General features: G+C 73.4%; 25 protein-coding genes. 15 read left to right on the forward strand and 10 right to left on the reverse strand.

The window, feature by feature from the left end:
* The first annotated feature begins 70 nt into the window (after window positions 1-70).
* From QSK00_RS03185 to QSK00_RS03195, 3 genes are read left to right on the forward strand one after another with little or no spacing between them, the layout of a single operon-like run.
* Window positions 71-1,027, forward strand: a complete 957-nt coding sequence (locus QSK00_RS03185; protein WP_285587423.1) for a hypothetical protein — start codon at window positions 71-73, stop codon at window positions 1,025-1,027.
* Complete coding sequence (locus tag QSK00_RS03190; RefSeq protein WP_285587425.1) at window positions 1,024-1,344, forward strand: DUF2834 domain-containing protein; 321 nt, start codon at window positions 1,024-1,026, stop codon at window positions 1,342-1,344. The genes QSK00_RS03185 and QSK00_RS03190 overlap by 4 nt, the downstream gene beginning before the upstream one ends.
* Window positions 1,341-1,841, forward strand: a complete 501-nt coding sequence (locus QSK00_RS03195) for a DUF4188 domain-containing protein (RefSeq protein ID WP_285587426.1) — start codon at window positions 1,341-1,343, stop codon at window positions 1,839-1,841. The genes QSK00_RS03190 and QSK00_RS03195 overlap by 4 nt, the downstream gene beginning before the upstream one ends.
* A gap of 60 nt (window positions 1,842-1,901) precedes the next feature.
* Here the strand turns inward: QSK00_RS03195 and QSK00_RS03200 are convergent, their stop codons facing one another.
* The 3 genes from QSK00_RS03200 to QSK00_RS03210 form a co-directional block, all read right to left on the reverse strand.
* Window positions 1,902-3,047, reverse strand: a complete 1,146-nt coding sequence (locus QSK00_RS03200; protein WP_285587429.1) for an acyl-CoA dehydrogenase family protein — start codon at window positions 3,045-3,047, stop codon at window positions 1,902-1,904.
* A 2-nt stretch (window positions 3,048-3,049) separates the two neighbouring features.
* Complete coding sequence (locus QSK00_RS03205; protein WP_285587433.1) at window positions 3,050-5,005, reverse strand: acetyl/propionyl/methylcrotonyl-CoA carboxylase subunit alpha; 1,956 nt, start codon at window positions 5,003-5,005, stop codon at window positions 3,050-3,052.
* A gap of 84 nt (window positions 5,006-5,089) precedes the next feature.
* Entirely contained in the window at window positions 5,090-6,610 is a 1,521-nt protein-coding gene (locus QSK00_RS03210; protein WP_352231076.1) for a carboxyl transferase domain-containing protein, read from the reverse strand.
* 87 nt (window positions 6,611-6,697) lie between these two features.
* Here QSK00_RS03210 and QSK00_RS03215 point away from each other — a divergent pair, with 87 nt between their 5' ends.
* Window positions 6,698-7,270, forward strand: a complete 573-nt coding sequence (locus tag QSK00_RS03215; RefSeq protein WP_285587437.1) for a TetR/AcrR family transcriptional regulator — start codon at window positions 6,698-6,700, stop codon at window positions 7,268-7,270.
* A gap of 72 nt (window positions 7,271-7,342) precedes the next feature.
* Here QSK00_RS03215 and QSK00_RS03220 read toward each other — a convergent pair whose 3' ends face one another.
* The gene (locus QSK00_RS03220) at window positions 7,343-7,627 is read right to left on the reverse strand and encodes a hypothetical protein (protein ID WP_285587438.1); all 285 of its coding nucleotides are present in this window, start codon (window positions 7,625-7,627) and stop codon (window positions 7,343-7,345) included.
* Between the two features lie 207 nt (window positions 7,628-7,834).
* On the opposite strand from QSK00_RS03220, the gene QSK00_RS03225 reads away from it, so the two are divergent.
* Entirely contained in the window at window positions 7,835-8,950 is a 1,116-nt protein-coding gene (locus QSK00_RS03225) for a DUF2188 domain-containing protein (protein ID WP_285587440.1), read from the forward strand.
* Window positions 8,951-9,297: 347 nt separating this feature from the next.
* On the opposite strand, the gene QSK00_RS03230 is transcribed toward QSK00_RS03225, so the two are convergent.
* The 4 genes from QSK00_RS03230 to QSK00_RS03245 form a co-directional block, all read right to left on the reverse strand.
* On the reverse strand, window positions 9,298-10,623 hold the full coding sequence (locus QSK00_RS03230) for a glycoside hydrolase family 25 domain-containing protein (RefSeq protein WP_285587441.1): 1,326 nt from the start codon (window positions 10,621-10,623) through the stop codon (window positions 9,298-9,300).
* 62 nt (window positions 10,624-10,685) lie between these two features.
* Complete coding sequence (locus QSK00_RS03235) at window positions 10,686-12,236, reverse strand: acyl--CoA ligase family protein (RefSeq protein ID WP_285587950.1); 1,551 nt, start codon at window positions 12,234-12,236, stop codon at window positions 10,686-10,688.
* Between the two features lie 70 nt (window positions 12,237-12,306).
* Window positions 12,307-13,125 (reverse strand): Fpg/Nei family DNA glycosylase, encoded by an 819-nt coding sequence (locus QSK00_RS03240; RefSeq protein WP_285587443.1) that lies wholly within the window; start codon window positions 13,123-13,125, stop codon window positions 12,307-12,309.
* Window positions 13,126-13,153: 28 nt separating this feature from the next.
* Entirely contained in the window at window positions 13,154-13,846 is a 693-nt protein-coding gene (locus QSK00_RS03245; RefSeq protein WP_285587445.1) for a TetR/AcrR family transcriptional regulator, read from the reverse strand.
* Window positions 13,847-13,896: 50 nt separating this feature from the next.
* Between QSK00_RS03245 and QSK00_RS03250 the strand changes: the two genes are divergently transcribed.
* The 9 genes from QSK00_RS03250 to QSK00_RS03290 all read left to right on the forward strand — a co-directional run bounded on the left by QSK00_RS03250 (window position 13,897) and on the right by QSK00_RS03290 (window position 22,635).
* Window positions 13,897-15,336: an MFS transporter gene (locus QSK00_RS03250; RefSeq protein ID WP_502872003.1), complete on the forward strand. Its 1,440-nt coding sequence runs from the start codon at window positions 13,897-13,899 to the stop codon at window positions 15,334-15,336.
* A gap of 116 nt (window positions 15,337-15,452) precedes the next feature.
* Window positions 15,453-15,917: a nucleoside deaminase gene (locus QSK00_RS03255; RefSeq protein ID WP_285587447.1), complete on the forward strand. Its 465-nt coding sequence runs from the start codon at window positions 15,453-15,455 to the stop codon at window positions 15,915-15,917.
* Window positions 15,914-16,849 (forward strand): isopenicillin N synthase family dioxygenase, encoded by a 936-nt coding sequence (locus QSK00_RS03260; RefSeq protein ID WP_285587449.1) that lies wholly within the window; start codon window positions 15,914-15,916, stop codon window positions 16,847-16,849. Before QSK00_RS03255 ends, QSK00_RS03260 begins: the two co-directional genes overlap by 4 nt.
* Window positions 16,850-16,860: 11 nt before the next feature.
* Window positions 16,861-18,264, forward strand: a complete 1,404-nt coding sequence (locus QSK00_RS03265; RefSeq protein WP_285587451.1) for a purine-cytosine permease family protein — start codon at window positions 16,861-16,863, stop codon at window positions 18,262-18,264.
* A 69-nt stretch (window positions 18,265-18,333) separates the two neighbouring features.
* A complete protein-coding gene (locus tag QSK00_RS03270) occupies window positions 18,334-18,750 on the forward strand; it encodes a hypothetical protein (protein WP_285587455.1) in 417 nt (138 codons plus the stop codon).
* A 42-nt stretch (window positions 18,751-18,792) separates the two neighbouring features.
* The gene (locus QSK00_RS03275) at window positions 18,793-19,950 is read left to right on the forward strand and encodes an acyl-CoA dehydrogenase family protein (RefSeq protein ID WP_285587456.1); all 1,158 of its coding nucleotides are present in this window, start codon (window positions 18,793-18,795) and stop codon (window positions 19,948-19,950) included.
* 249 nt (window positions 19,951-20,199) lie between these two features.
* A complete protein-coding gene (locus tag QSK00_RS03280) occupies window positions 20,200-20,814 on the forward strand; it encodes a hypothetical protein (RefSeq protein WP_285587457.1) in 615 nt (204 codons plus the stop codon).
* 52 nt (window positions 20,815-20,866) lie between these two features.
* Complete coding sequence (locus QSK00_RS03285; protein WP_285587459.1) at window positions 20,867-22,165, forward strand: O-acetylhomoserine aminocarboxypropyltransferase/cysteine synthase family protein; 1,299 nt, start codon at window positions 20,867-20,869, stop codon at window positions 22,163-22,165.
* A complete protein-coding gene (locus tag QSK00_RS03290; protein ID WP_285587461.1) occupies window positions 22,165-22,635 on the forward strand; it encodes a CoA-binding protein in 471 nt (156 codons plus the stop codon). Before QSK00_RS03285 ends, QSK00_RS03290 begins: the two co-directional genes overlap by 1 nt.
* Before the next feature lie 65 nt (window positions 22,636-22,700).
* On the opposite strand, the gene QSK00_RS03295 is transcribed toward QSK00_RS03290, so the two are convergent.
* Together QSK00_RS03295 and QSK00_RS03300 are read right to left on the reverse strand one after the other, a co-directional pair.
* Window positions 22,701-23,924 carry a 4Fe-4S dicluster domain-containing protein gene (locus QSK00_RS03295; RefSeq protein ID WP_285587463.1) on the reverse strand — a complete coding sequence of 408 codons (1,224 nt, stop codon included), beginning with the start codon at window positions 23,922-23,924 and terminating at the stop codon, window positions 22,701-22,703.
* Between the two features lie 145 nt (window positions 23,925-24,069).
* Window positions 24,070-24,486, reverse strand: coding sequence for a hypothetical protein (locus tag QSK00_RS03300; RefSeq protein WP_285587465.1), 417 nt, complete (start codon window positions 24,484-24,486; stop codon window positions 24,070-24,072).
* A gap of 120 nt (window positions 24,487-24,606) precedes the next feature.
* On the opposite strand from QSK00_RS03300, the gene QSK00_RS03305 reads away from it, so the two are divergent.
* Entirely contained in the window at window positions 24,607-25,059 is a 453-nt protein-coding gene (locus tag QSK00_RS03305; protein WP_285587467.1) for a GNAT family N-acetyltransferase, read from the forward strand.
* Window positions 25,060-25,133 lie beyond the last annotated feature (74 nt).

A 25,133-nucleotide genomic window follows, 5' to 3' on the forward strand; every position in this document is an offset into this window, starting at 1 on the left:
CGCTGGACATCGTGAACGGATAGCTCTACTGTCCAAAGCTACCGGGCAGCCGGACGGACCAGTGTGGGGGATGACCGTGCGATCCTGGAACCGACCCCTCCTCGCCCTGACCGGGGCGATGGTCCTCCTGGCCCTGGTCTGCGTGGGCGGGCTGCTCCTCGACCCGCGTGTGCTCGGGGGTCAGCCGATCTGGGCCAAGCCGCTCAAGTTCTCCGTCTCGCTCGCGGTGTACTCGCCGACGCTCGCGTGGATGGTGTCGCTGGTCCGCGGCGACCGGGCCCACCGCGTCGCGTCGTCCGCGGCGACGGTGGTCGCCCTCGCCGGGGCGATCGAGATGGTCGCGATCGTCGGCCAGGTGATCCGCGGCCGGGCCAGCCACTTCGACGTCGCGACGCCGTTCGACACCGCGGTGTGGGGCGTCATGGCCGTGTCGATCGTGGTGCTCTGGCTGGCCAACCTGGTGATCGCGGTCATGCTGCTGCGCGAGCGCTCCTTGACCCCGTCGATCGCGTGGGGAGTCCGGCTCGGGCTCGCCGTGTCCCTGCTCGGCATGGCCGTCGCCTTTCTCATGACCAGCCCGACCGGCGCCCAGATCCAAGCCGCGAAGGCTACCGGGGCGCTGCCGGTCAGCGGGGCACACGCGGTCGGCGTTCCCGACGGCGGCCCGGGGCTCGCCTTCCTCGGGTGGTCGACCACGGGCGGCGACCTGCGCATCGGGCACTTCGTCGGGCTGCACGGCCTGCAGGTGGTCCCGCTCGTGGCGCTGGGTCTGCTGGTGCTGGCGGCGCGCGTCCCGAGGCTGCGGTCGGAGCTCGTCCGGACCCGGCTCGTGCTCGTCGCCGCGGCCGCCTGGACCGGGCTCACCCTGCTGCTGACCTGGCAGGCCCTCCGCGCGCAGCCGCTGCTCGCCCCGGACGCGCTGACCCTCGCGGTCGCGGGAGGCCTCGTCGTCGGGACCGCGCTCGCCGTCGTGCTGGTCCTCGCCCGCGCCCCGCGGCCGGCGCCGCGCGAGGCGGTGGCGGCATGAGGTACGTCTACCTCGCGCTGTCGGTGGTCGGGCTCGTCGGGACGTGGTGGTTCAACCTGGCCTCGATGGCCGCCGGCGAGGACTACCTGGCCGGGTGGTTCGCGAACGCCGCCAGCTCGTCGGCCGCGGTCGACATCCTCGTGGCCGGGCTCGCGGCCTGCGTGTTCATGGTGATCGAGGGCCGGCGCCTGGGGTGGCCGACGTGGTCGCTCGTCCTGCTCGTCGTCGGCTCGTGCGCGATCGCCGTGGCGTTCGTGTTCCCGCTGTTCCTGTTCCTGCGCGACCGCGCGCGCTCCCTCTCGGAGGTCATGGCATGAGTGCGTACGTCCGCCGCAGCGCCGACCTCGAGGGCGACTTCGTCGTCTTCCTCATCGGCACCCACGTCAACCGCTGGACCGACGTCCGCGCTTGGCTCCCCGTCTTCCGGGCGATGCCCCGCATGCTGCGCGAACTGGAGCAGCATCCGGAGATGGGCCTCCTGAAGGCCCACGCCGGCTGGATGTTCGGCGGCCCCGCGGTCGTGCAGTACTGGCGCTCCTACTCCCACCTCGAGGCCTACGCGCGCAACGCGCAGGCCGAGCACCTGCCGGCGTGGCGGGCCTTCAACCGGGCCGCCCGGACGTCGCCGGACTCGGTGGGCATCTTCCACGAGACCTACCACGTGTCCGCCGGGCAGTGGGAGACGATCTACGGCGCGATGCCCGAGATCGGACTCCTCGCCGCGAGCCGCGCGGTGGACCTGTCGTCGGGGAGCACCTCGGCGACCCGGATCGGGGCCCGCTCCGAGGACGCCGCGCCGGTGGACGCCCCCTGACCGGAACGAACGACGCGTTCGTGCAGCGAGAAGCCACGAACGCCTCGTTCGTTCCGGACCTCAGAGGCCCAGACGCTTCGCGATCAGCATCTTCTGCACCTCGGACGTGCCCTCGCCGATCTCGAGGATCTTCGAGTCGCGGTAGTGGCGGGCGACCGGGTACTCGTTCATGAAGCCGTACCCGCCGAAGATCTGCGTCGCGTCGCGGGCGTTGTCCATCGCCGCGTTCGACGACAGCAGCTTCGCAATCGAGGCCTCCTTGGTGAACGGCTTGCCGGCGGCCATCTTCTCGGCGGCGTCGTGCCATGCGAGGCGGGCCGCGACGGTCCGGGTCTCCATCTCGGCGATCTTGAACTGGATCGACTGGTAGGTGCCGATCGCGGCGCCGAACGCCTGCCGCTCGCGGGCGTAGCGGACCGACTCGTCGACGCAGCCCTGGGCGGCGCCGACCGAGAGCGCGGCGATCGCCACCCGGCCCTCGTCGAGGATCGACAGGAACTGCCCGTAGCCCTTGCCGCGCTGCCCGACGAGGTTCTCCTCGGGCACCCGACAGTCGGAGAACGCCAGCTCGTGGGTGTCCGAGGCGTTCCAGCCGACCTTCGAGTAGCTCGGCGCGACGGTGAAGCCCTCGGTGCCGCTCGGCACGAGGATCGCCGAGATCTCGCGCTTGCCGGAGGCCTCGTCCCGCCCGGTCACCGCGGTGACCGTGACGTGCGAGGTGATGCGGGTGCCGGAGTTGGTGATGAACGCCTTGGACCCGTTGATCACCCAGTCGCCGTCGTCCTGCTTCGCGGTCGTCCGGGTGGCCCCGGCGTCGGACCCGCCGCCGGCCTCGGTCAGGCCGAACCCGCCGAGGGCCTTCCCCGCCGCGAGGTCGGGCAGCCAGCGCTGCTTCTGCTCGTCGGAGCCGAAGCGCACCAGCGGCATGATCCCCAGCGAGACGCCCGCCTCGAGGGTGATGGCCACCGACTGGTCGACCCGCCCGAGCTCCTCGAGCGCGACGCACAGCGCGACGTAGTCACCGCCCATGCCGCCGTACTCCTCGGGCACCGGCAGGCCGAACAGGCCCATCTCGCCCATGGTCGCGACCAGGTCGTACGGGAACTCCTCGCGGATGTAGAAGTCCCCGATGACCGGCGCGACCTCCTTCTGCGCGAAGTCCTCGACGGTCCGGCGCAGTTCCTCGTGCTCGGTCGAGAGCTGCATGATCACTCCTGCGGGGTCACGGTGACGAGGGGCGCGTCGAGCGCGACGGTGGCCCCGGCTTTCGCTCCGAGCTCGGTCACGACGCCGGCGACCGGCGCGGTGAGCACGTGCTCCATCTTCATGGCCTCGACGACGACGAGGCGCTGTCCCGGTTCGACGGTCTCGCCGAGCTCGACCTCGACGACGGTGACGGTGCCGGGCATCGGGCTCGTGACGGCGCCGTCGGCGGCCTGTGCCGTCCGCGCCGCGGCCAGCCGCTCCTGCTCGCGCAGCGCCCACGTCCCGCCGTCGCGGGAGATCCACAGGACGCCGTCGGCGAGGGCGGTCCGGTACCGGCGGGTGACGCCGTCGAGCGTCGTCACCAGGCCGTCCGGGGTCTTCTTCCCGACGACGGGTCGGGGCTCGGTGTCCCCGACGCTCACCGACGCGGCGTCGGCCCGTCCGCGCAGGGCGACCTCGAACGTCGTGTCCTTCTCCCCCAGCGGCACGAGCGTCCAGCGTGCGGGCGCCGGCTCGCCGCCGATCCGCCAGCCGCCGAGCGTGGCGAACGGGTCGTCGGACTCGGGCAGGCGCAGGAGGCCGGCGAGGGCGGCCGCGACCACGACGTCGTCGGGAACCTGCTGCTCGGGCACCCCGAGCCGCGCGATGAGGCCGGTGTCGAGCCGCCCGGCGCGGACGTCGTCCTGGGTGATCAGCGTGCGCAGCCAGGCGAGGTTCGTGGTGACGCCGAGGACCGTGGTGCGGGCGAGCGCCTCGTCGAGCCGGTCGAGTGCCTCGGTGCGGTCGGCACCGCGGGCGATGATCTTGGCGAGCATCGGGTCGTAGGCGCTGCCGACCTCCTGGCCGACCTGCACACCGGCGTCCACGCGCGTGTCGGGCCAGTCGAGCCCGAGGATGCGGCCGCCCGTCGGGAGGAAGCCGCGGGCCGGGTCCTCGGCGTAGAGCCGGACCTCGACGGCGTGGCCGGAGAGCGTGACGTCGTCCTGGTCGTAGCCCAGCGGCTCGCCGGCGGCGATCCGGAGCTGTTCGGCGACGAGGTCGAGCCGGCCGCCGCGGACCCGCACGACCTCCTCGGTGACCGGGTGCTCGACCTGCAGCCGCGTGTTCATCTCGAGGAAGAAGAACTCGCTGGCGTCGGCATTCGTCACGAACTCGACGGTCCCGGCGCCGACGTACCCGCAGGCCCTGGCCGCGTCGACGGCGGCGCGGCCCATGGCGTCCCGCTGCTTCTCGTCGAGGACCGCCGACGGCGCCTCCTCGACGACCTTCTGGTGGCGGCGCTGCAGCGAGCACTCGCGTTCGCCGAGGTGGACCACCGCGCCGTGGGTGTCGGCGAGGACCTGGATCTCGACGTGCCGGGGGTTGGTCACGTAGCGCTCGAGCAGCAGCGTGTCGTCGCCGAACGACCCGCGCGCCTCGCGTCGCGCGGCCGCGATGGCGTCGGCGAGATCCTCGTCGCGCTCCACGACGTGCATGCCCTTGCCACCGCCGCCCGCGCTGGGCTTGAGCAGGACCGGGAAGCCGGTGTCGCGCGCGGCCTCGGCGAGCTCCGCGTCGGTGAGCCCCTTCGCGGAGCTGCCCGGCACGAGCGGCACCCCGGCCGGCTCGACCGCGGCCTTGGCCGAGATCTTGTCGCCCATGGTCTCGATCGCGGTCGGCGGCGGCCCGATCCACGTCATCCCGGCGTCGGCGACCGTGCGGGCGAACGCCGCGTTCTCGGCCAGGAACCCGTAGCCGGGGTGGACGGCCTGTGCGCCGACCCGGCGCCCGGCCGCGACGATCGCCTCGCCGTCGAGGTAGTTGCCCACCCGGACGGCGACGTCGGCCGCCCCGACGTGCGGTGACGACGCGTCGGCGTCGGTGTAGACGGCGACGCTGCGCAGCCCGCGGGCGCGCACGGTGGCGGCGATGCGGACGGCGATCTCGCCGCGGTTGGCGATCAGCACGCTGGCGAACACGGTGTCCTCTCCCTCGTGGCAGGAAAGCGTCGTTGCTGTCACCGGATGGCAGCAACGACGCTTTCCTGCCACCGCGGGGACGGGCTACATCCGGAACACGCCGAACCGCGGGTCGTCCAGCGGGGCGTGCGCACAGGCGGAGAGCGCGAGACCCAGGACCGTGCGGGTGTCGAGCGGGTCGATCACGCCGTCGTCCCAGAGCCGGGCGGTCGAGTAGTACGGGTGGCCCTGGCGTTCGTACTGCTCGCGCACCGAGTCGGCGCTCGACGACCCGACCGTGCCGAGCACCGTCGCGGCCTGCTCGGCACCCATGACGGAGATCCGCGCATTCGGCCACATGAAGAGGAAGCGCGGCGAGTAGGCGCGGCCGCTCATGGCGTAGTTGCCGGCGCCGTACGAACCGCCGATCACGACCGTCAGCTTCGGCACCCGCGTCGTCGCCACCGCGGTGACCATCTTCGCGCCGTCCTTGGCGATGCCACCCGCCTCGTACTCGCGGCCGACCATGAACCCGGTGATGTTCTGCAGGAACACCAGCGGGATGCCGCGCTGGTCGCACAGCTCGACGAAGTGCGCGCCCTTGAGCGCGGACTCGCGGAAGAGCACGCCGTTGTTCGCGACGACGCCGACCGGGTGGCCGTGGATGCGCGCGAAGCCGGTGACCAGCGTCGTCCCGTACTCGGCCTTGAACTCGGTGAAGCGCGAGCCGTCGACCACCCGGGAGATCACCTCGCGCACGTCGTAGGCGCTGCGGCCGTCGACCGGCACCACGTCGTAGAGCTCGGCGGGGTCCTTCGCCGGCGGCACCGAGGCTCGCTTCTCCCACGGGGGCGTCGGGTCGGTGGGGAGGGTGTCGACGATGTCGCGGACGATCGCCAGCGCGTGGGCGTCGTCGTCGGCGAGGTGGTCGACCACCCCGGAGGTGCGGGCGTGCAGGTCGCCGCCGCCGAGCTCCTCGGCCGTGACCTCCTCGCCCGTCGCGGCCTTCACCAGCGGCGGGCCGCCGAGGAAGATCGTCCCCTGGTTCCGGACGATCACCGCCTCGTCGCTCATCGCCGGCACGTAGGCGCCGCCCGCGGTGCACGAGCCGAGGACGGCCGCGATCTGCGGGATGCCGAGGCCCGACATCGTGGCCTGGTTGTAGAAGATGCGGCCGAAGTGCTCCCGATCGGGGAAGACGTCGTCCTGCGCGGGCAGGAACGCCCCGCCGGAGTCGACGAGGTAGACGCAGGGCAGCCGGTTCTGCAGCGCCACCTCCTGCGCCCGGAGGTGCTTCTTCACCGTCATCGGGTAGTACGTGCCGCCCTTGACGGTCGCGTCGTTGGCCACGACCACGCACGTCCGCCCGGAGACCCGCCCGACCCCGGTGATGATCCCCGCGCCCGGCGCGGCGTCGTCGTACATGCCGTGCGCCGCGAGCGGCGAGAGCTCCAGGAACGGCGACGACGGGTCGAGCAGCGCGTCCACCCGGTCGCGCGGGAGCAACTTGCCCCGCTCGACGTGGCGCGCTCGGCTGCGCTCCGGCCCGCCCAGGCGGACCGCGGCGAGCTTCGCGCGCAGGTCGTCGACCAGTTCCGCGTGTCCGGACCCGACCGTGGCGGTCACCGGCGACCTCCCTCGACGTGAACGATGACTAACACGAGACGTTAGCGAGCGTTCACATCGCGGCGCAAGAGTCGTAGGGTCGCCGCCATGGAGCTGATGGCAGGCGCGCCGACCCGACGTCGGGACCAGATCCTGGTCGAGGCCGCGCGCCTGTTCGCCCGCCACGGCTTCCACGGCACCTCGATCGACGGCATCGGTGCGGCCGCCGGAGTCTCCGGCCCGGCGATCTACCGGCACTTCCCGTCCAAGGAGGGCCTGCTCGCCGAGATGCTCGTGGGCATCAGCGAATACCTGCTCGACGGGGCCCGCACGATCGTCACGGCCCACCCCGACCCGGGCGGCCGTCTGGGCGCGCTCGTCGACTTCCAGGTCGACTTCGCCCTGCACCGGCCCGAGCTCATCACGGTGCAGGACCGCGACCTCGCCTCGCTCCCCGACGATTCCCGACGACGGGTCCGCGCGCTCCAGCGCGCCTACGTCGAGATCTGGGAGGACGTCATCGCCCGGGTCGGTCCGAGCCGCAGCACCGACGAGGTCCGGACGGCCGCCCACGCCGCGTTCGGCCTGATGAACTCCACCCCCCGCAGCGCCTCGCACACCTCACCCGAGGTGGCGGGGCCGGTGCTCGCGACGATGGTGCTCGCGGCCGTCGCGGCGTAGGGCAGCCGTCGCGAGGGGCGCACCAGGCAGGTCCGGGACGCCCGGAGGCTGCCTCACGTACCCCTCGACGGGTCAGAGCCGGGCGGCCTCCGCCGCCCGCGCCCGGCGCAGCCGCATCTCCTCGAGCCGGGAGCGCACCGAGATACGGCGCTGGACGAGCTCGCGCACGTAGTCGTCGCGGCCCTGTTCCTGGCGCTCGTGGATCTGCCGGGTGAGGCGTCGCTCGAAGTTCTCGAGGATCGTGACCTCCCCGGCGAGGCGCCGGTGCAGGGCGCGGGCCTCCTCGATCCGGGCGCGCTCGGCGTCGTCGGGCGATCCGATGATCTGCTCGGGCACCATCGCGGTCGGTCTCGTCATGGCGCACCGTCCTTCCGTCGTACGGACGTCCAGCGTGCTCCCCGTCGCGCCGGAGGTGAAGTCCCTCCGGGGAGTTTCGTGCAGTCTGCGCGGAGCGGACGGTCCGGTGGCGCCGGTCACCGAGGTGGGCGTGTAGTCGATCAGCGGGGTCGGGCACCTCGATCCATCGCCACCGATCCCGCCACCCATCTCCCGGAGACCTCACCCATGGCCGACCGCCACGTCCGCCCGTCCGACGACGGCTGGATCGTCGTCAAGCCCGCCGCCACGCGGCCCAGCGCCCACGCACCGACGCAGGCCGACGCGATCACCCGCGCCGTCGAGATCGTGCGGAACGACGGCGGCGGCGCCGTCCTGGTGCACGACCTCGCCGGCGAGCTCGTCGAGGCCACCGACGTGCCCGCCAACACCCAGGACTCGGAGCGCATCGCCACCGAGCTGTCGGCCGCCGCGGCCGCGGCGGAGGCGAAGCAGACCGGCGAGGACACCGCGCGTCGCGCGGCCGCCGAGGCCGCCCAGGCCGGCGTGGAGGTCCCCGACCTCGACCGGGCCCGCCTCGAGGCGTCCGGCCAGAGCAGCGCCGCCGAGCGCGACGCCGCCCGACAGCAGGCCTCGTCCGGGTCCGACTCCGACTCCCGTCCCCGTGAGGTCGCCGACACGGCGGCGAAGCGGGCGGGTGCGGTCGCCGACCAGGCCGCGGACTCGGCACGCACCGTCGGCGACGAGGCGGCCGGGACGGCCGACGAGGTCGGCGACGACCTCGCCACCACCGCGAAGAAGGTCCGCGGGCACGCCGAGGGATCCGCCCGGCGCGTCGGCCGCAGCGTCTCCGCGGGCGCCGAGCAGATCGCCGACGACGCCTCCGCCGCCGAGCAGTCCGTCGAGGCCGCCGCCCGCGACGCCGCCGACGTCGCCCGGGCCACGGGGCGCGAGGCCGCCGAGGACGTCCGGGGCACGGTCCGGGAGGTCGCGGGCGAGACCCGCGCCGCCGCCCGCCGCACCGCGGCGCAGGTGGAGGCCACCGCGGCCGACGCGACCGACGAGCTCCGCAACACCACCCGCCGGGCCGCCCAGCAGGGCGAGAAGCTCGACGAGGAGCTCACCGACGCCGCCGACCGCGCCGGCCGGACGATCCACCTCTACACCGAGGCCGCCGCGGCCCCGCTCGACAAGCTCGCGGCCGCGCTCAACCCGGTCCGGATCACCGGGCGGCTCGTCAACGTCGTCACCGTGGTCGGGCTCCGGCTGGTCGGATCGGCCACCGGCGTCGGCGCGCAGAAGGCCGACGAGGGCGCCCGACGCCTGCAGGACGCCACCCGCTAGAGCTCTTCCCGACGGCGGGTCCGCCTCCCTGACCCGTCGTCGGGAGCAAGATCCCATCGCGCGGAGCGAAGCGGTCGCGGAGCGATCACTTCGCTCCGCACGTCCGGATCTCCGGACCGGTGGCCCTTCCCGACGGCGGGTCCACCTTCCCAGGCCCGTCGCCGGGAGCAAGATCCCATCGCGCGGAGCAAAGTGGTCGCTGAGCGATCACTTCGCTCCGCGCGTTGGGATCTCCGGGCCGCCGGCCGGCCTTGTCGTGGGCCATCACCCCACCCGCGCCGGCCTGTCGTTGTGAATCACAACGACAGGACGAGGCGGCCCCCGCCGCAGGCCACGACAAGGTGCCATCACCGCGCCCGCGCGCTGACCTCCGGGCTGCGGGGGCCGACCTGGTTCGCGTCGTTCGCGGCCGCGACCTGGTAGTACGCCGTGGCGCCCGCCGCGACCGAGGTGTCGCGCCACGCGCACTGGGCCGTACGACAGGTGAGGACCCCGAGCACCGTCTCCCGCCCCGGGGCGTTCCCGCGCAGGATCACGTACCGGTTCACCGGGCTGCCACCGGTCTGGGTCGGTGCCGTCCAGCGCAGCACGATCCCCCGGGTCGGGTCGGTCGTCGCGGTGACGCCGGTCGGTGCGCCGGGTGCCGTCGGGGCCGGGGCACTGGTGGTCGGCCTCGTCGTCGTGGTCGTCGTCGTGGGCGCCGCGGTGGTCGGCTTCGTGGTCGTCGTGGGAACCGTCGTCGTCGTGGTCGTGGTCGGGGCCGTCGTACTCGGAGCTGCCGTCGTGGTCGGAGCCGTGGTGGTGGTGGTGGTCGGGGCGGCCGTCGTCGTGGTCGGCGCGGGAGTCGTGGTCGGCGGGGCTCCGCAGACGAGGTCGCCGTCGAGGTTCCCGTCCGAGTACTGGGCGAGCACCGCCCTGGCGCCGGTGAAACTCGTCGCGCAGTTCTTCGAGGCCGCGTCGAGGGTGGAGAGCCCGGCGATCCACAGCGGTGCCGACTCGAGTGCCCGCTTCGGCGTGAACGCCTTCGCCCAGCCGCTGCGGTAGGTGGCCGCGGTCGACGCGGTGAACCCGCCGGTGATCTGACCCCACTGGTAGCCCGTGGAGTAGATGCCGACCGTGCCGATCCCGCCGTTCGCGAGGGCGTCGAGCGCGCCCTGCAGCGAGGCCGCATTGGCCGCCGGGGTGCCATTCCAGCTGTTCGCGAGCTCGACGTCGAGCCACCAGGTCCGCGCGGTCACCCCGCTACCGAGGGCGTTCCGGGCGATCCGCAGCGAGTCCTGGCCGCCGTGCCAGCCGTAGTTGTACGCGCACCCCGGATCGGAGGACGAGTTCCGGTCGGTGCACAGCACGGGGTCGCGCGTGCCGCTCTGCGACCAGTAGAACGTGGAGATCGCGCCGGGGTTGCCGGTGTTCACGTAGAGGTCCGCGCCGTTCGCCGTCCCCGCCGCCCACGCGTACTGCGTCGCCAGGCACGGGTTGGCGGTCGACACCTTCCCGCCGTTGACGCCCACGACGCCGAACCGACCGGTCGTCGGGAGCGCGGTGCCGCACTGCGGGTAGGAGACGTCGTGCCCGACCGCCCCGGCCGGGGCGGAGACCGCCCAGGCCGCGGCGCCGCCACCGACGGCGACGACCACGGCGAGCAGGAGGCTGAGCCAGACGCGGCGGGACACGCTCCGATGTCGATCCCGCCGTCGAAACGGTTACGGGGCCGTGACCCCGTCCCTCGTCCGAGCTACTCGACCGGCTGCGACTCCCGTTCCCGCAGCACGTTCTTCTGGATCTTGCCGGTCGAGGTCTTGGGCAGGTCGCCGAAGACGATCCGCTTCGGCGCCTTGAACCGGGCGAGGTGGGTGCGGACGTGCTCGACGAGCTCGTCCGGGTCGACCTCCTCGCGTGCGGTCACGTAGGCCACCGGGATCTCGCCCCACCGCTCGTCGGGCACCCCGACCACGGCGGACTCGATCACCGCCGGGTGGCTGTCGAGCACCCGCTCGACCTCGACCGACGCGATGTTCTCGCCACCCGAGATGATCACGTCCTTGGAGCGGTCACGGATCTCGACGTAGCCGTCGGGGTGGACGACGCCGAGGTCCCCGGTGCGGAACCACCCGGCCGCGTCGACCGCCGCGGTGGCGGCCACGTCGCGGTAGTAGCCGAGCATCACGTCGTTGCCGCGGACCACCAGCTCACCGAGGGTCTCGCCGTCGGCGGGCACGTCGTGCCCGTCCTCGGCGATCACGCGCAGCCGCGCGGCCACCACGTTGCCCACGCCCTGCCGCGCCTGCAGACGCGCCCGCTCGTCGTCGTCGAGGTCGTCCCACTCGGGGTGCCAGTCGTTCACGACGGCGGGTCCGTAGGTCTCGGTGAGCCCGTAGAGGTGGGTGATGTCCATGCCGAGCTTCGTCATGCGCGACAGCAGCGTCGGCGACGGCGGGGCGCCCCCGGTCGCGACGGTGACCCGCTGGTCGAGCGGCGACGCGGTGGACCCGCCCGCGATCATCGTCAGGACCGTCGGGGCGGCGCAGAAGTGCGTGACGCCCTCGTCGCGCAGGAGGCGCCAGATCTCGTCCGGGTCGATCGCGCGCAGGCAGACGTGCGTCCCGCCGGCCGCGGTCACGCCCCACGGGAAGCACCAGCCGTCGCAGTGGAACATCGGCAGCGTCCACAGGTACCGCGAGGCGGGCGCGAGCCGCAGGTGGAAGGCCATCGCGAGGGCCTGCAGGTAGGCGCCGCGGTGGTGGTACATCACGCCCTTGGGCAGGCCCGTGGTGCCCGAGGTGTAGTTGATGGCGAGGAGTCCGCGTTCGTCGGCGACCGGGACCACGCTCGGCGCGGCCCGCCCGAGGCGCTCCTCGTACTCGTCGCCCTCGACCAGCAGGGCGGCCCCGGTCCGCCCGGCGACCGTCTCCGCGATGTCCTCGAGCTCGCGGGTCGCGAGCAGCACCCGCGCCCCGGAGTGGCTGACGATGTGGGTCAGCTCGTCGGCCGAGAGCCGGGTGTTCAGCGGCACCAGCACGCCGCCCGCGAACGGCACGCCGTGGTGGGCCTCGAGCATGACGTGGCTGTTCGTGGCGAGCGCGGCGACCCGGTCGCCGGGCGCGACGCCCAGCGCCCCGAGCGCCCCCGCGAGCCGTCGGGAACGCTCCGCGAACTGGGCATAGGTGAACCGGAGCTCGCCGTCGACGATGGCGGTGCGCTCGGCGAAGGCGTGCTCGGAGCGTTCGAGGAACGCGGTGGGCGTGAGCTCGGCGAACGTGAACGCCGCGGGCGGCGGAGTGTTCATCCTGATCGGTCCGGTGGTCACGGTGGTCCTCCCCGCGGCGGCAGTGCTCCGGACGCTGAGCGTAGGTGGTTCACGCCTGTTCGGCGCTGCACCACCACGTCGTCCGACTTCCCACGGTGCCCTTCTCCATGGGTGCGCCACACCGGGGACAGGTCTCGTCCTTCTTCCGGTGCGGGATGACCTCGCCGGTGTGCACCCCGCCGTGCTTGATCGCTTCGCGGGTCGCGTGTCGCAGGACGCGGCGCAGTTCGTCGAGCTGCTCGGTCGACAGCTCCCCCGACGGCGTGTGCGGGTCGAGCTTCGCCTCCCACAGCGTCTCGTCCGCGAGGAGGTTCCCGACGCCGGCGATCGCGCCCTGGTCGAGCAGCCGCGCCTTGATGGGGGCGGTGCCCTTCCCGATCCGCTCGCGGAACTCCTCGCGGGTGATCTCGTAGGCGTCCGGGCCGAGAACGTCCAGGTCGGGCTCCAGGCGGACGCGCCCGAGGCGGCGCTTGTCGAAGAGCTTGAAGGTGCCGCCGTCGTCGAAGAAGAACGTCACCCGGTCCCACTCCGGCTTCTGCTTCTCCTCGGTGGACTTCTTCGGCAGCCCGCCCGCGTACTCGGAGTCGCGGGAGCCGTCGGGCCCGGTGATGCGGATGCGGCCGCCCATCCCGAGGTGCACGCCGAGGTTCGGCCCGGGCTCGCCGTCGGCGGTGACCGTCTCGCACCACATCGTCTTGCCGAGCCGCTTCGCCGCCGTCAGCCTCCCGCCGACGAGGGCCTTCGCGATCTCGCCGGGCTTGTGCGGGCGGCACACGTACTCGTCGGTGTCGTCGACGTCGGTGATGGTGCGGTCGAGCGCCTTCTCCAGGACCTGGCGGGCGCTCTCCACCTCGGGCAGCTCGGGCACTCCTCGGTGATACCCCCGTCGCCGCAGCTCACGCCCGGCCGGCGAGTCCGTCCAGCAGGAGGTCGACGGTGAAGTCGAACCGGTCGTGCCCCTCGCCCGCGGTCAGCTCGGCCGCGTACCGGGAGACGTGGGGGAACCGGTCGGCGGGCAGGGCCTCGAACCGCGCGACCAGCTCTGACCGGTCACGCACCCAGGCGTCGTCGCGACCCACCACGGACCGCTCGAGGCAGTAGGCGGCGACGTAGAGCACGAGCGCGTCGGCGGTCCAGGCCGCGGCGCGCGGGACGACGTCGCCCGCGAGCAGGACCCCCAGCAGGCCCTCCTGGAGCCGGAGGACGGCGAGGTCGGTCGCGGCCATGGCGAGGGCGGCACGGGAGATGCCGGGGAAGCGCAGGTACTGGTCACGGAGCGCCGCGGCGAGGTCGTGGGCCTGCGCGCGCCACCGCGCGGGGTCTGGCTCCGGCGGGACGATCTCCGCGCACAGCCGGCCGATGAGCAGCTCGTCGAGGTCGGCCTTGTTGACGACGTGCGCGTACAGCGACGCGGGCCCCGTCCCGAGCGTCGTGGCCACCCGCCGCATGGTGAGGGCCTCGTAGCCCTCCTCGGCCACGATCCGCAGCGCGGTGTCGACGATGCGGTCCGGGGTGATGGGGGTGCGGACGGCCGGTGCCGGGTCGCCGACGGCCGCCTGGCGCGCGGCCCGTCGTTCTCGCGCGTTCACGGCCCCACTGTAGCTGGACACGAACAGCGTTCGTGTGTAGAACACTGTTCGTGTCAGACGAACAGCAGTCGCTCCGGGGCGCCTGGCTCGCCCTCACCGGCCTCTCGGCGGTCTTCCTCGTCGAGATGCTCGACAACTCCGTGCTCACGGTCGCGCTGCCCACCATCGGGCGCGACCTCGCCGCCTCGACGGCCGGGCTGCAGTGGGTGACCGGCGCCTACTCGGTCGTCTTCGGCGGCCTCATGCTCGTGTTCGGCGCGGCCGCGGACCGCTTCGGTCGCCGCCGCCTGATGACCGTCGGCCTCGTCCTGCTCGGCCTCGCGAGCCTCGCCACCGCCGCCGTCACCACCGCGCCCGAGCTGGTGGCCGTGCGGGCGACGATGGGCGCGGCCGCGGCGATGACCGCCCCCGGCGCCGGCGCCCTCGCGTTCCGGCTGTTCGACGACGAGGGCCTGCGCGTCCGGGCCATCACCCTCATCTCGACGGTCGGTCTGGTCGGCCTCGCGATCGGCCCGACCCTCGGCGGCCTCGTCCTCGCCGTCGCGCCGTGGCAGGTACTGCTGCTGGTGAACGTGCCGGTCGCGGTGCTCGCGATCGTCGCCGTGCGCCGCGGCATCGCCGCCGACGACCCCGCCGACCTGCACCGCGTCCCGCTCGACCTCCCCGGCGCCGCGCTCGGCACCGCCACCGTCGTCCTCGCGCTCGTCGCGCCCACCCTGTTCGTCGAGTCCGGCGCGCGGTCCCCGTGGCCGTGGGTCGCGGCCACGGCCGCCGTCCTCGCGGCGGTCGGCTTCGTCGTCCGCCAGCGCGCGGCGCGCCACCCGCTGCTCGACCTGGGCCTCGTCGCCCGGCCGCTCGTCTCCGGCGGCCTCGCCTACAAGGCCGCCGCCGGGCTGGCGACGGCGGGCCTCGGCTACCTCGTCACCCTCCAGCTGCAGTTCGCGTGGGGCTGGCCGCCCGCCGCGGCGGCGCTCGGGATGCTCCCGCAGGTCGCCGTGCTCCTCGCGACCGGTCCGCTCGTGAACCCCCTCGTCCAGCGGGTCGGCATCCACCGCGCCGCCGGACTCGGCGCGGGTGCGATCGTCGTCGGCCTCGCCCTCTACACCGCCCTCGGCACCGCCACCTACGTCGGCGTGGCCCTCGCCCTCGCCCTCGTCGCGGCCGGCCTCCGGGTCGCCGGCGTGGTCGCCATGGTCAACGTCCTGCAGGGCCTGCCCGCCAACCGCACCACGATCGGCGCCGCACTCTCGGACACCGCCACCGAGATCACCTCCGGCACGGGCGTGGCCCTCGCCGGGACGGTCATCGCCGCCCTCTTCACCGGCACGATCACGGCGACCGCCTGGAGCCCGGCGCAGTCCGCGGAGTTCCACGGCGCCGCACTGCTCGCCGGCACCCTGCTGACCGTCCTCGCCGCCGCCATGACCGGCTGGGCGATGCTCCGCACCCGACGCGTCGTGTCGCCGGAGCCGGTCGGCGCCGCGGCCTGACCGTGGCGGTCTGCACGCGTCGGGTGCAAGCGGACCGCCACCGTCATCCGAACGTGTGACGCCTCCCCGTTCGGCCGACACTTAACGTCGATGTCACCTCCGGGAAGATCGGACAGATGACGCTGCACCCCGTGCCTGACCCGTCCGAGATGCTCGCCGTCGCGCTCCGTGAGGCGCGCGCGGGCTACGAACAGGGCGGCGTGCCCGTGGGCGCCGCCCTCTTCGGTCCCGACGGCGAACTGCTCGGCGCGGGCCACAACCGCCGCGTGCAGGACGGCGACCCCGCCACGCACGGCGAGACCGCGGCCTTCCGCGCGGCGGGCCGACGCCCCGACTACGCGGGCACGACGATGGTCACCACGCTCTCGCCCTGCTTCTTCTGCGCCGGGCTGATCCGGCAGTTCCGCATCCCGCACCTGGTCGTCGGCGAGGCCCGCACCTTCGGCGGGCAGCACGCGTGGCTCGCCGAGCACGGCGTGTCGGTGACGGTGCTGGACGACCCGGAGTGCGCCGAGCTGATGAGCCGGTTCGAGTCCGAGCAGCCCGACACCTGGCTCGAGGACATCGGGGGGCCGGAGTGATCCCGCTGGTCGACATCGCCGACGGGCCCACCGCCGCCGTCGGGAAGGCCCTCGACGAGGCCCTGCGGACCGCCGGGTTCGTGCTGGTCACGGGCCACGGTGTGCCGGACGGCGGACCGCGGGCGGCCCGGGCGGCGGCGCGCGCCTTCTTCGCCCTGCCGCCCGCGGTGAAGGCGCGGTACGCCGTGACCGTCGGCGGGCACGGCTACCTCGGACCGGGCGCCGAGGCCAACGCCGCGGCCGAGGGGGTGGCCGGGCCGCCGGACCTCAAGGAGTCGTGGACCGTCGGCGCCGACCGCCCGACCGGCGACCCGGAGATCGACGCGGTGTGGTTCGCCCCGAACGTGTGGCCCACCGAGGTCCCGGAGCTGCAGCGCGAGCTCGAGGCGCACATGACGCGGATGCGGACGGTCGCGGACCGGCTGCTCGAGATCGGCGCCGTCGGGCTCGGCCTGCCCGCCGACCACTTCACCCGCCACGCCCGGCACCCCAGCTACACCCTCAACGTCAACCGGTACCCGCCGCTGACCGAGGTCGGCCCACCCGGGGAGGACCAGTTCCGCATCGGGCCGCACACCGACTTCGGCACGTTCACGGTGCTCGACCGCGAGCCCGGCGCGGGGGGCCTGCAGGTCGACATGGACGGCACGTGGGTCGACGCCCCGTACGTCGAGGGCGCCTTCACGATCAACGTCGGCGACCTGCTCTCCCGCTGGACCGGGGAGCGGTGGCGCTCGACCCGGCACCGCGTGCTGCCACCCCAGGCGAGCGCCCCCGACGAGGACCTCGTCAGCCTCGTCCACTTCCACGAGTTGGACCCGCACACCGTCGTCGAGTCCCTCGGCCCGCCCGTCGGGCACACCGCCGCGCCGCCCGTCCGGGCCGCGGACTACCTGGCGGACAAGCTCGCCGCCATCACCGTCAGCCCCTGAGGGAGGCCGGAGTGTCCATCGTCGAGGAGCCCAGCGACGTCGTCCTGCGGGACGGGGTCTACGGCGACCGTGTCGTCGCCGTCGAGCCCGGCGGCGCGGAGTTCATCCCGCTCTCGGAGCGGCACGGGCAGCCCCGCCAGCTGTTCTGGACGTGGTGCTCGCCCAACCTCGAGTTCGCCACGATCTTCGTCGGGGTGCTCGCGGTCAGCGCCTTCAGCCTCGGCTTCTGGGGCGCCGTCCTCGGGATCGTGGTCGGGACCGCGCTCGGGTCGCTCACCCACGGCCTGCTCTCCGCGCGGGGCCCGGCCGCGGGCGTCCCGATGATGGTGCTGTCCCGGCTCGGGTTCGGCTTCGTCGGGAACGCGCTGCCGGCCGGGCTGAACGCGATCGTGGGGGGCATCGGCTGGTTCGCGGTGAACAGCGTCTCCGGCGCGCTCGCCCTCTCGACCCTGACCGGCATGCCGGCCTGGCTCGGCCTGCTGATCGTGGCGGCGGTCCAGATCGGCGTGGCGCTGCTCGGCCACAACCTCATCCACGGCTTCGAGAAGGTCGTGCTCCCGGTGCTGGCCGTGGTCTTCGCGATCACGTCCGTGGTCATCCTGACCCAGGTCGACCCGTCGTTCACCCCGACCGACGGCCAGCCCGCCGGCCCGGTCGCGGGCTTCCTGCTCACCGTCGGCGCCACCTTCGGCTACGCCGCGGGGTGGAACCCGTACGCCACCGACTACACCCGCTACCTGCCCGCGGACTCGAGCCCGCGGGCGGTCGGCGTGGCCGCGGGACTCGGCGTGTTCGTGCCGTGCGTGATCCTCGAGATCGTGGGCGCCGCCTCCGCGACGATCGCGAGCGACCCGGAGGCCTCGCCCACGGCCGCGTTCACCGAGCACCTGCCGGGCTGGCTCGCCGCGCTGACGCTGCTCTGCATCGCGGTCGGGGCCGTCGCCGCGAACGCGATCAACATCTACTCCGGCGCCATGTCGTTCGTCGCGCTCGGGATCAAGCTGCCCCTGACGCTGCGCCGGGCGCTGGCCGTCGGTGTGTTCGGGGTCCTCGGCTTCGTCGTCGCGCTGACCGGCCTGGCCGACGCGGGCGAGGCCTACGAGGGCTTCCTGCTGATCATCGCCTACTGGATCGGCCCGTGGCTCGCCGTCGTGTTCGTCGACTGGTACCTGCGCCGCGGGTCGGGCGAGGCGCTGCTGTTCGACACCACCCACCGCAACGCCGCGGGCCCGATCGCGATGCTCAGCGGGATCGTGATCTCGATCGTGCTGTTCTCCAACCAGGTGTCCTTCACCGGGTTCGTGGCGCAGGCGGTGCCGCAGATCGGGGACATCGCGTTCGAGGTCGGTTTCCTGGTCTCGGCCACGGTCTACTGGGCGATGCGCCGGAACGCGTCGGTGGCGCCGACGACCTGACCTCCCGCGCCACGGCGGGCCTCGTCCGATCGGTGGAGTTCCCGACGACGGATCTCCACCCACGGTCCGATGACCCGCCGCGGCGCGGGCGGCAGCCTCGATCCCGTCCACGAACACGAGATCGAGGAGAACCCGATGACCGTCGTCGCCGAGCCGACCCGCTGCCGGCCCGCGCAGAGCGAGGGCTACACCGTCACCGCCGTCCTGCTGCTCATCCTCGGCGGCTTCCTCGTGCCGTTCCTGGGCTGGTTCGCCGGGGTCGTGATGCTCTGGGCCGGGCCGCGCTGGGGCGCCGCCGAGAAGTGGCTGGGGACGCTCGTCTGGCCGGCCGTCCTCGCGCTGCCCCTCGGGGTGTGGCTCGGTGTCGCGGCCCTCACCGGGCGCGCCGGGCCGGGCCTGCTGGTCGGGACGGCCGTCGGGGTGGTCACCGTGCTCGTCGGCCTGCCGTGGGCGTTCGTCCGCCTGTTGCGCGCCGCGCGCCGGTGACGACCTTGAGGACCGGCGGTGCGGGCGGGCAGAGTGCGGCGGGTGACGGCGACCCTGCAGACCCGCCCCTGGGACACCGAGGAGCGCCGCGAGCTGCGCGCGCTGGTCCGCCGGTTCACCGAGCGGGAGGTCGTCCCGTCGTTGCCGGAGTGGGAGGACGCGGGCGCGCTGCCGCGGGAGCTGCACCGGCGGGCGGGGGAGCTGGGTCTGCTCGCCCTGGGCTTCCCGGAGGCGGCGGGCGGCGAGGGCGGGCACCTCGACAGCGCGACCGTCACCGAGGAGCTGATCCTCGCGGGCGGGTCGAGCGGGCTGGTCGCCGGCCTGTTCACCCACGGCATCGCCGCGCCGCACATCGCGCTCCACGGCTCTCCCGAGCTCGTCGACCGGTTCGTGCGGCCGACCCTGCGCGGCGAGCTGATCGGCTCGCTCGGCATCACCGAGCCCGGCACCGGCTCGGACGTCGCCGCCATCACCACCCGCGCGGTCCGCGACGGCGACGACTACGTGGTCACCGGCGCCAAGACCTTCATCACCTCCGGCACCCGCGCGGACTTCGTGACGACGGCGGTGCGGACCGGCGGCCCCGGTCACCGCGGGGTGTCGCTGCTGGTGATCGAGACCGACCGCCCCGGCGTGCACCGGACGGCGCTGCGCAAGATGGGCTGGCACTGCTCGGACACCGCGACGATCTCGCTCGACGAGGTACGCGTCCCGGCCTCGAACCTCGTCGGGCCCGAGGGCAGCGGCTTCCGGCAGATCATGGAGCGCTTCGGGTCCGAGCGGCTCTCGCTCGCCGTGCAGGCGTCCGCGACCGCGCAGCGCTGCGTGGAGCTGACGATCGCGTGGGCACGGCAGCGCGAGACGTTCGGCGCGCCGCTGGCCACCCGTCAGGTCGTCCGGCACCGGATCGCGCAGATGGCCCGCCGCGCGACCGTCGCCCGGACCTACGTGCGCGACGTGTTCCTGCGCTGGGAGGCCGGCGGGGAGGTCGTCACCGAGCTGGCGATGGCCAAGAACCAGGCCGTCGAGGCGTGCGACTGGGTCGTCGACCAGGCCGTCCAGCTCCACGGCGGTGCCGGGTACCTGCACGGGGTCGAGGTGGAACGGCACTACCGCGACGCCCGGATCCTGGGCATCGGCGGCGGGACGAACGAGATCATGGACGAGGTCATCGCGTCCCGGTTGGGACTGGACGGCTGAGGCGTCCGCCCGTGGCACGCCGGGCACCTCCTCGCGCATCCGGGCCTGCCGCACGTGTCACCCGCACGGGAGATCCGTGATCGATGTGCGGACGGCGCTCGAACGGGTATGCCTGGACCCATGACCGAGCCGCAGGACGACACCGTCCGGAGCCTCATCGCCCAGGCCCGCGAGGAAATCCTCGACGAGCAGTCGGAATCCGACGAGAAGCGCGCCCAGGAAGCCGCGGAGTGATCTAGCTTACGTCGTGTGAACGCACCGTTCGGACCGGGCGAGCCCCAGCAGCCGCCCTACGGTCAGCCCGAGCAACCGATGCCCACGCAGGGACCGCCCGGGGCCGGGGTCCCGCAGCCGGGCTGGGGGACGCCTCCGCCCGAGCCGTCGTCGGTGCGGACGGCGTTCCTGCTCTGGTGCGCCGCGCTCGCGCTGTACGTCATCGCGCAGCTGCTCGGTGTGCTCTTCCCACCGTCGGCCGCGGACTACGCCGCGTACTTCGACAGCCTCGGCCTCCCGCCCGAGGCCCAGCAGCAGGCGATGCAGAACATCGGCTCGGCGACGACCATCGCGTCCGTGGTCGGCCTCGTCGTCACCGTGGTGCTGGCGGGTGTCTTCCTCTGGTTCGGGCTCCGAGTCCGCGCCGGGGCGAACTGGGCCCGCATCACCACCGCGATCCTGGCCGGCGTCGGCATCCTGTTCTCGCTCGGCGGTGCCGTCACCTCGCTCGTGGCCCCGGTGCCCGTGGCCGCCGGCGGCGTCCCCTCGATCCTCCAGCTGGTCACCGCCGTGCTGCTGATCGGGTACCTGGTCCTGCTGTTCCGGAAGCCGTCGAGCGAGTACTTCGCGGCCCGCGCCGTCCCGCGGTGACCGTGATCGATCCGCGCTGACGGGCGCGGTCCGGGCGTGTAGAACGGCGGACGTGGAGAACGCGGAACGACCCTGGGGCTTCGCCACGCGCGCGGTCCATGCCGGCGCGGTGCCCGACTCGTCGGTCGGCGCCCGGGCGGTCCCGATCTACCAGTCAACGAGCTTCGTCTTCGAGGACACCGCGGACGCGGCGAACCTGTTCGCCCTGCAGAAGTACGGCAACATCTACAGCCGGATCGCGAACCCCACGGTCGCGGCCTTCGAGGAGCGGATCGCGAGCCTCGAGGGCGCCCTCGGGGCGGTCGCCACCGCCTCCGGGCAGGCCGCCGAGTTCCTCACCTTCGCGTGCCTGGCCGGGGCGGGCGACCACGTCGTCAGCGCCGCCAGCCTCTACGGCGGCACGGTCACCCAGCTCGACGTCACGCTGCGCCGCTTCGGGGTCGACACCACCTTCGTGGCGGGCGACGACCCGGAGGCCTTCCGCGCCGCGATCCGACCGGAGACGCGCTTCGTCTTCGCCGAGATGGTCACCAACCCCTCCGGCGAGGTCACCGACGTCGAGGCACTCGCGGCCATCGCCCACGAGGCGGGGATCCCGCTCATCATCGACGCCACCACGGCCACGCCCTTCCTGTGCCGGCCGATGGAGCACGGCGCCGACATCGTCATCCACTCGGCGACGAAGTTCATCGGCGGCCACGGCACGACGCTCGGCGGCGTCGTGTGCGAGTCCGGCCGCTTCGACTGGGGCAACGGGAACTTCCCGCAGATGACCGAGTCGATCCCGTCCTACGGCGGGCTCTCCTGGTGGGGCAACTTCCAGGAGTACGGGTTCCTGACGAAGCTGCGGAGCGAGCAGCTGCGGGACATCGGCGCCTCGCTGTCCCCGCACTCGGCGTTCCTGCTGCTGCAGGGCGTGGAGACGCTGCCCCAGCGGATGGCCGCGCACGTCGCGAACGCCCAGCGGGTCGCGGAGTGGCTCGAGGCCGACGACCGCGTCGACTGGGTCCGCTACTCCGGCCTGCCCAGCCACCCGCACTACGAACGGGCCCGGCACTACCTGCCGCAGGGCCCGGGCGCGGTGTTCGCCTTCGGGGTCCGCGGCGGGCGCGACGCCGGCCGGACGTTCATCGAGTCGGTGCAGCTGTGCAGCCACCTCGCGAACATCGGTGACGCGCGCACGCTCGTGCTCCACCCGGCGTCCACCACCCACCAGCAGCTCTCCGAGGACCAGCTGCGCGAGGGCGGCGTCCGGCCCGACCTGATCCGCATCAGCGTCGGGATCGAGGACGTCGACGACATCCTCTGGGACCTCGACCAGGCCCTGACCGTCGCCACGAAGGAGGCCTGATGGGCTGGGACGGACCCACCGCACTCGACCGGCAGCAGATCCTGCGGGAGACCAGGACGGTCGCCATGGTCGGCGCCTCGGCGAACCCGGCCCGGGCGTCGAACTTCGTCGCGACCTACCTGCTGTCGAGCACCGACTTCGACGTCTACTTCGTCAACCCGAACGCCACCGAAATCCTCGGGAAGCCGGTCTGGCCCTCGCTGGCCGAGCTCCCGATCGTCCCCGACCTCGTCGACGTCTTCCGTCGCCCCGAGGACCTGGGCGGCGTGCTGGACGAGACGATCGCCGTCGGCGCCACGACCTTCTGGCTGCAGTTCGGGCTCTACGACGAGGCCCTCGCCCGCCGCGGCGAGGAGGCCGGGCTGACGGTCGTGATGGACCGCTGCCTCAAGGTCGAGCACGCCCGGTTCCACGGCGGCCTGCACCTCGCCGGGTTCAACACGGGAGTGATCAGCGCGAAGCGGAGGTGACCGCGTCCCGTGGGTGGTCATCCGTGCTGGGACACGGAGTACTCACGGGCGCGGAGCGCACCTCCCTAGCCCAGCACCGGATATCCCGACGGCGGGTCGACCCGGTCGGGGTCGAACTCGTACCCCGCCGGTCGGACCACCGCCGCGGGGACGTGCGGCTTCTCCCCGGGCGGATAGTGCCGGCCGTCGAGCGGCCAGTCGTAGCCCTCGAGCGCGTCCGTGTGCGTGCCGAGGATCTCCCCGGAACGCTCGTACTCGTCGAGGACCGCCGGCAACCCGTAGGCCTGCACCGGGCACACCTTCATGCACACCGAGCATCCCGCCGCCTGCGTGACGATCGGGAGGCACCGCTTGGTGTTGAGCTTCGCCTTGACGATGCCCCGGTGCTCCCGCCGCTGCGCCGGGATCGCACCGACCGGACACCGGCGCACGCACGCCTGGCAGCGGTCGCAGACGCCTTCCAGCCCGTAGTCGACCGGGGCGTCGAACGGCAGCGGCGCGTCGGTGTGGATGACGTTGATCCGGCACCGTGATCCGGCGTGCGGGGTGAGCAGCTGGCCGTTGAGCCCGAGCTGGCCCAGCCCGGCGGCCACCGCGTACTGGATGAACATCGATTCCCCGATGTAGGTCTCGGCCCGCGCGGAGTACCCGCGGGCGTGCAACCAGCGAGTGAGGCCCACCAACCGGTCCTGCAGCTGGGCGTAGGTCGACAGGGCGGCCTGCTCGGAGCGCTCGGACGGGATGTTCTGGGTCGCGGCGTGGTTCTGCTCGAGGATGCACACGATCACCCGGTCGCCCACCTCGTCCCCGGTGACGTACTCCGCGAACTGGTAGCGCGGGTCGTACCCGGTGACCCCGACCGCCGAGACACCCAGGGTCGCGGCCTCCGCCCGCAGGGCCGCCGACAGGGCCGCCGGGTCCTCGTCGGCGCGCGGACCGACCGGCTCGGCGCGCGACGCGACGAGCTGCTGCGTCGAGCGCACGAGCCGCGGCGCCACCGAGACCAGCGCGGGCCACAGGTACCCCGACACCACCGACACCGCGTCCGCGTGCAGGGCGAAGAACGAGTGCAGCGGGCGCTCCCGGGCGGCGCGGTCCTCGTCGTCGGGAACCCGTCCGATCCCGGGCTGGGTCCGCAGCTCCGCGGGAACCGCCCCCACGACGGGGCCCCAGGGCCGGGCGGGCGAGCGCAGGTTCCCCGTCTCGGGCATCGCCGGCAGGCGCCCGAGCCACGGCAGGCGCTGCGGGTGCACCAGCCGGCCCATCACCGGTTCGACGCGGTGGAGCACCTCGTGTGCGAGCCTCAGGCCCGCCCGTCCGAGCACACCCCGATCCGACCTGCCGGCCATCCCGCACCTCCGCGCCCGCGACCGTAACCTCGATCACGTTCCCCGGGGAGGAGATCGCTAAGCCTGCGCAACGATCTCCGGGGGCTCAGCACCTCCGCGCCGCGGGCAGGAACGCCCACGAGGCGACGGCCACCGCGCCGATCGTGAGGATCATGGCGCCGGGGACGTGGATCCAGAGCGTCGAGCGTCCGCCGTAGTAGGCCTGGACGAACGACAGCACGAACACGAGCAGGGCGACGACGGCCGGCCAGAGGGCCGCGCCGCGGAGCCGCCACAGGGCGAAGGCGGCGATCATGGCGATGCCCGACAGCACGTGGAGCACGATCGCCCCGGCCGCATGGGAGGCCTCGAAGGCGTCGTCGACCGGACGGTTGACCAGTTCCCCCGCGGAGATGAACTGCCAGAGCAGGTTGACGACCGTGAGCACCGCGAACACGCGGACCGCCGTCAGGATCGGATCGGACGTCCGCTGCGCCGGCACCGTGTCCGTCGTGTGAGCCATCAGTGGGTTCCCCCTCGTCGCCAGGATGGGTTCGCATACCCGGAGATCCGCGAACAGAACACTTGAAAGGACAATATGCCGACCGAGGTCCTCGCGCGGTATGAGTTCGGTAAGCATCGGGTGACCCTGCGTCAGGCCCGCGGAACGGACGTCCCCGCCCTCGCGGCGCTCTTCGGCGCCGACCCGGTCTCCGCGGCCCGCGGCGACTCCGGCGAGGGCGACCTGACCGACTACGAGTGGGCGTTCGCCGCGGTCGACGCCGACCCCGCGCAGCTGCTGGTGGTGGCCGTCGAGGACCCGGGACCCGTCGTCGGGACCCTCCAGCTCTCGTTCCTGCCCGGCCTCGCACGGCGTGGAGCGTGGCGGGGGCAGATCGAGGCGGTGCACGTCGCCGCGTCGCAGCGTGGGCGCGGGGTCGGGGCCTGGATGATCGGGTGGGCGGTGGACGAGTCCCGACGGCGGGGCTGCGGGCTCGTGCAGCTCACGAGTGCGGTCGAGCGGACCGACGCGCACCGGTTCTACGAGCGGCTCGGGTTCGCCGCGAGCCACGTCGGGTTCAAGCTCACCTTCTGACCCGTCGTCGGGAAAGCACTCGCGCCGCGGGGGACAATGGAGAGTCGACAGCACCGATCGACCCCGGGACCGGA

Origin of the sequence: Actinomycetospora sp. NBRC 106378 (assembly GCF_030269685.1) — a bacterium.
Taxonomy (GTDB): domain Bacteria; phylum Actinomycetota; class Actinomycetes; order Mycobacteriales; family Pseudonocardiaceae; genus Actinomycetospora.

Excerpts from the sequence above, each read along its gene's own strand:
- QSK00_RS03185 (WP_285587423.1), top strand. The coding sequence starts at position 71 with ATGACCGTGCGATCCTGGAACCGACCCCTCCTCGCCCTGACCGGGGCG.
- QSK00_RS03190 (WP_285587425.1), top strand. The coding sequence starts at position 1,024 with ATGAGGTACGTCTACCTCGCGCTGTCGGTGGTCGGGCTCGTCGGGACG.
- QSK00_RS03195 (WP_285587426.1), top strand. The coding sequence starts at position 1,341 with ATGAGTGCGTACGTCCGCCGCAGCGCCGACCTCGAGGGCGACTTCGTC.
- QSK00_RS03200 (WP_285587429.1), bottom strand. The coding sequence starts at position 3,047 with ATGCAGCTCTCGACCGAGCACGAGGAACTGCGCCGGACCGTCGAGGAC.
- QSK00_RS03215 (WP_285587437.1), top strand. The coding sequence starts at position 6,698 with ATGGAGCTGATGGCAGGCGCGCCGACCCGACGTCGGGACCAGATCCTG.
- QSK00_RS03220 (WP_285587438.1), bottom strand. The coding sequence starts at position 7,627 with ATGACGAGACCGACCGCGATGGTGCCCGAGCAGATCATCGGATCGCCC.
- QSK00_RS03225 (WP_285587440.1), top strand. The coding sequence starts at position 7,835 with ATGGCCGACCGCCACGTCCGCCCGTCCGACGACGGCTGGATCGTCGTC.
- QSK00_RS03235 (WP_285587950.1), bottom strand. The coding sequence starts at position 12,236 with ATGAACACTCCGCCGCCCGCGGCGTTCACGTTCGCCGAGCTCACGCCC.
- QSK00_RS03255 (WP_285587447.1), top strand. The coding sequence starts at position 15,453 with ATGACGCTGCACCCCGTGCCTGACCCGTCCGAGATGCTCGCCGTCGCG.
- QSK00_RS03270 (WP_285587455.1), top strand. The coding sequence starts at position 18,334 with ATGACCCGCCGCGGCGCGGGCGGCAGCCTCGATCCCGTCCACGAACAC.
- QSK00_RS03290 (WP_285587461.1), top strand. The coding sequence starts at position 22,165 with ATGGGCTGGGACGGACCCACCGCACTCGACCGGCAGCAGATCCTGCGG.
- QSK00_RS03300 (WP_285587465.1), bottom strand. The coding sequence starts at position 24,486 with ATGGCTCACACGACGGACACGGTGCCGGCGCAGCGGACGTCCGATCCG.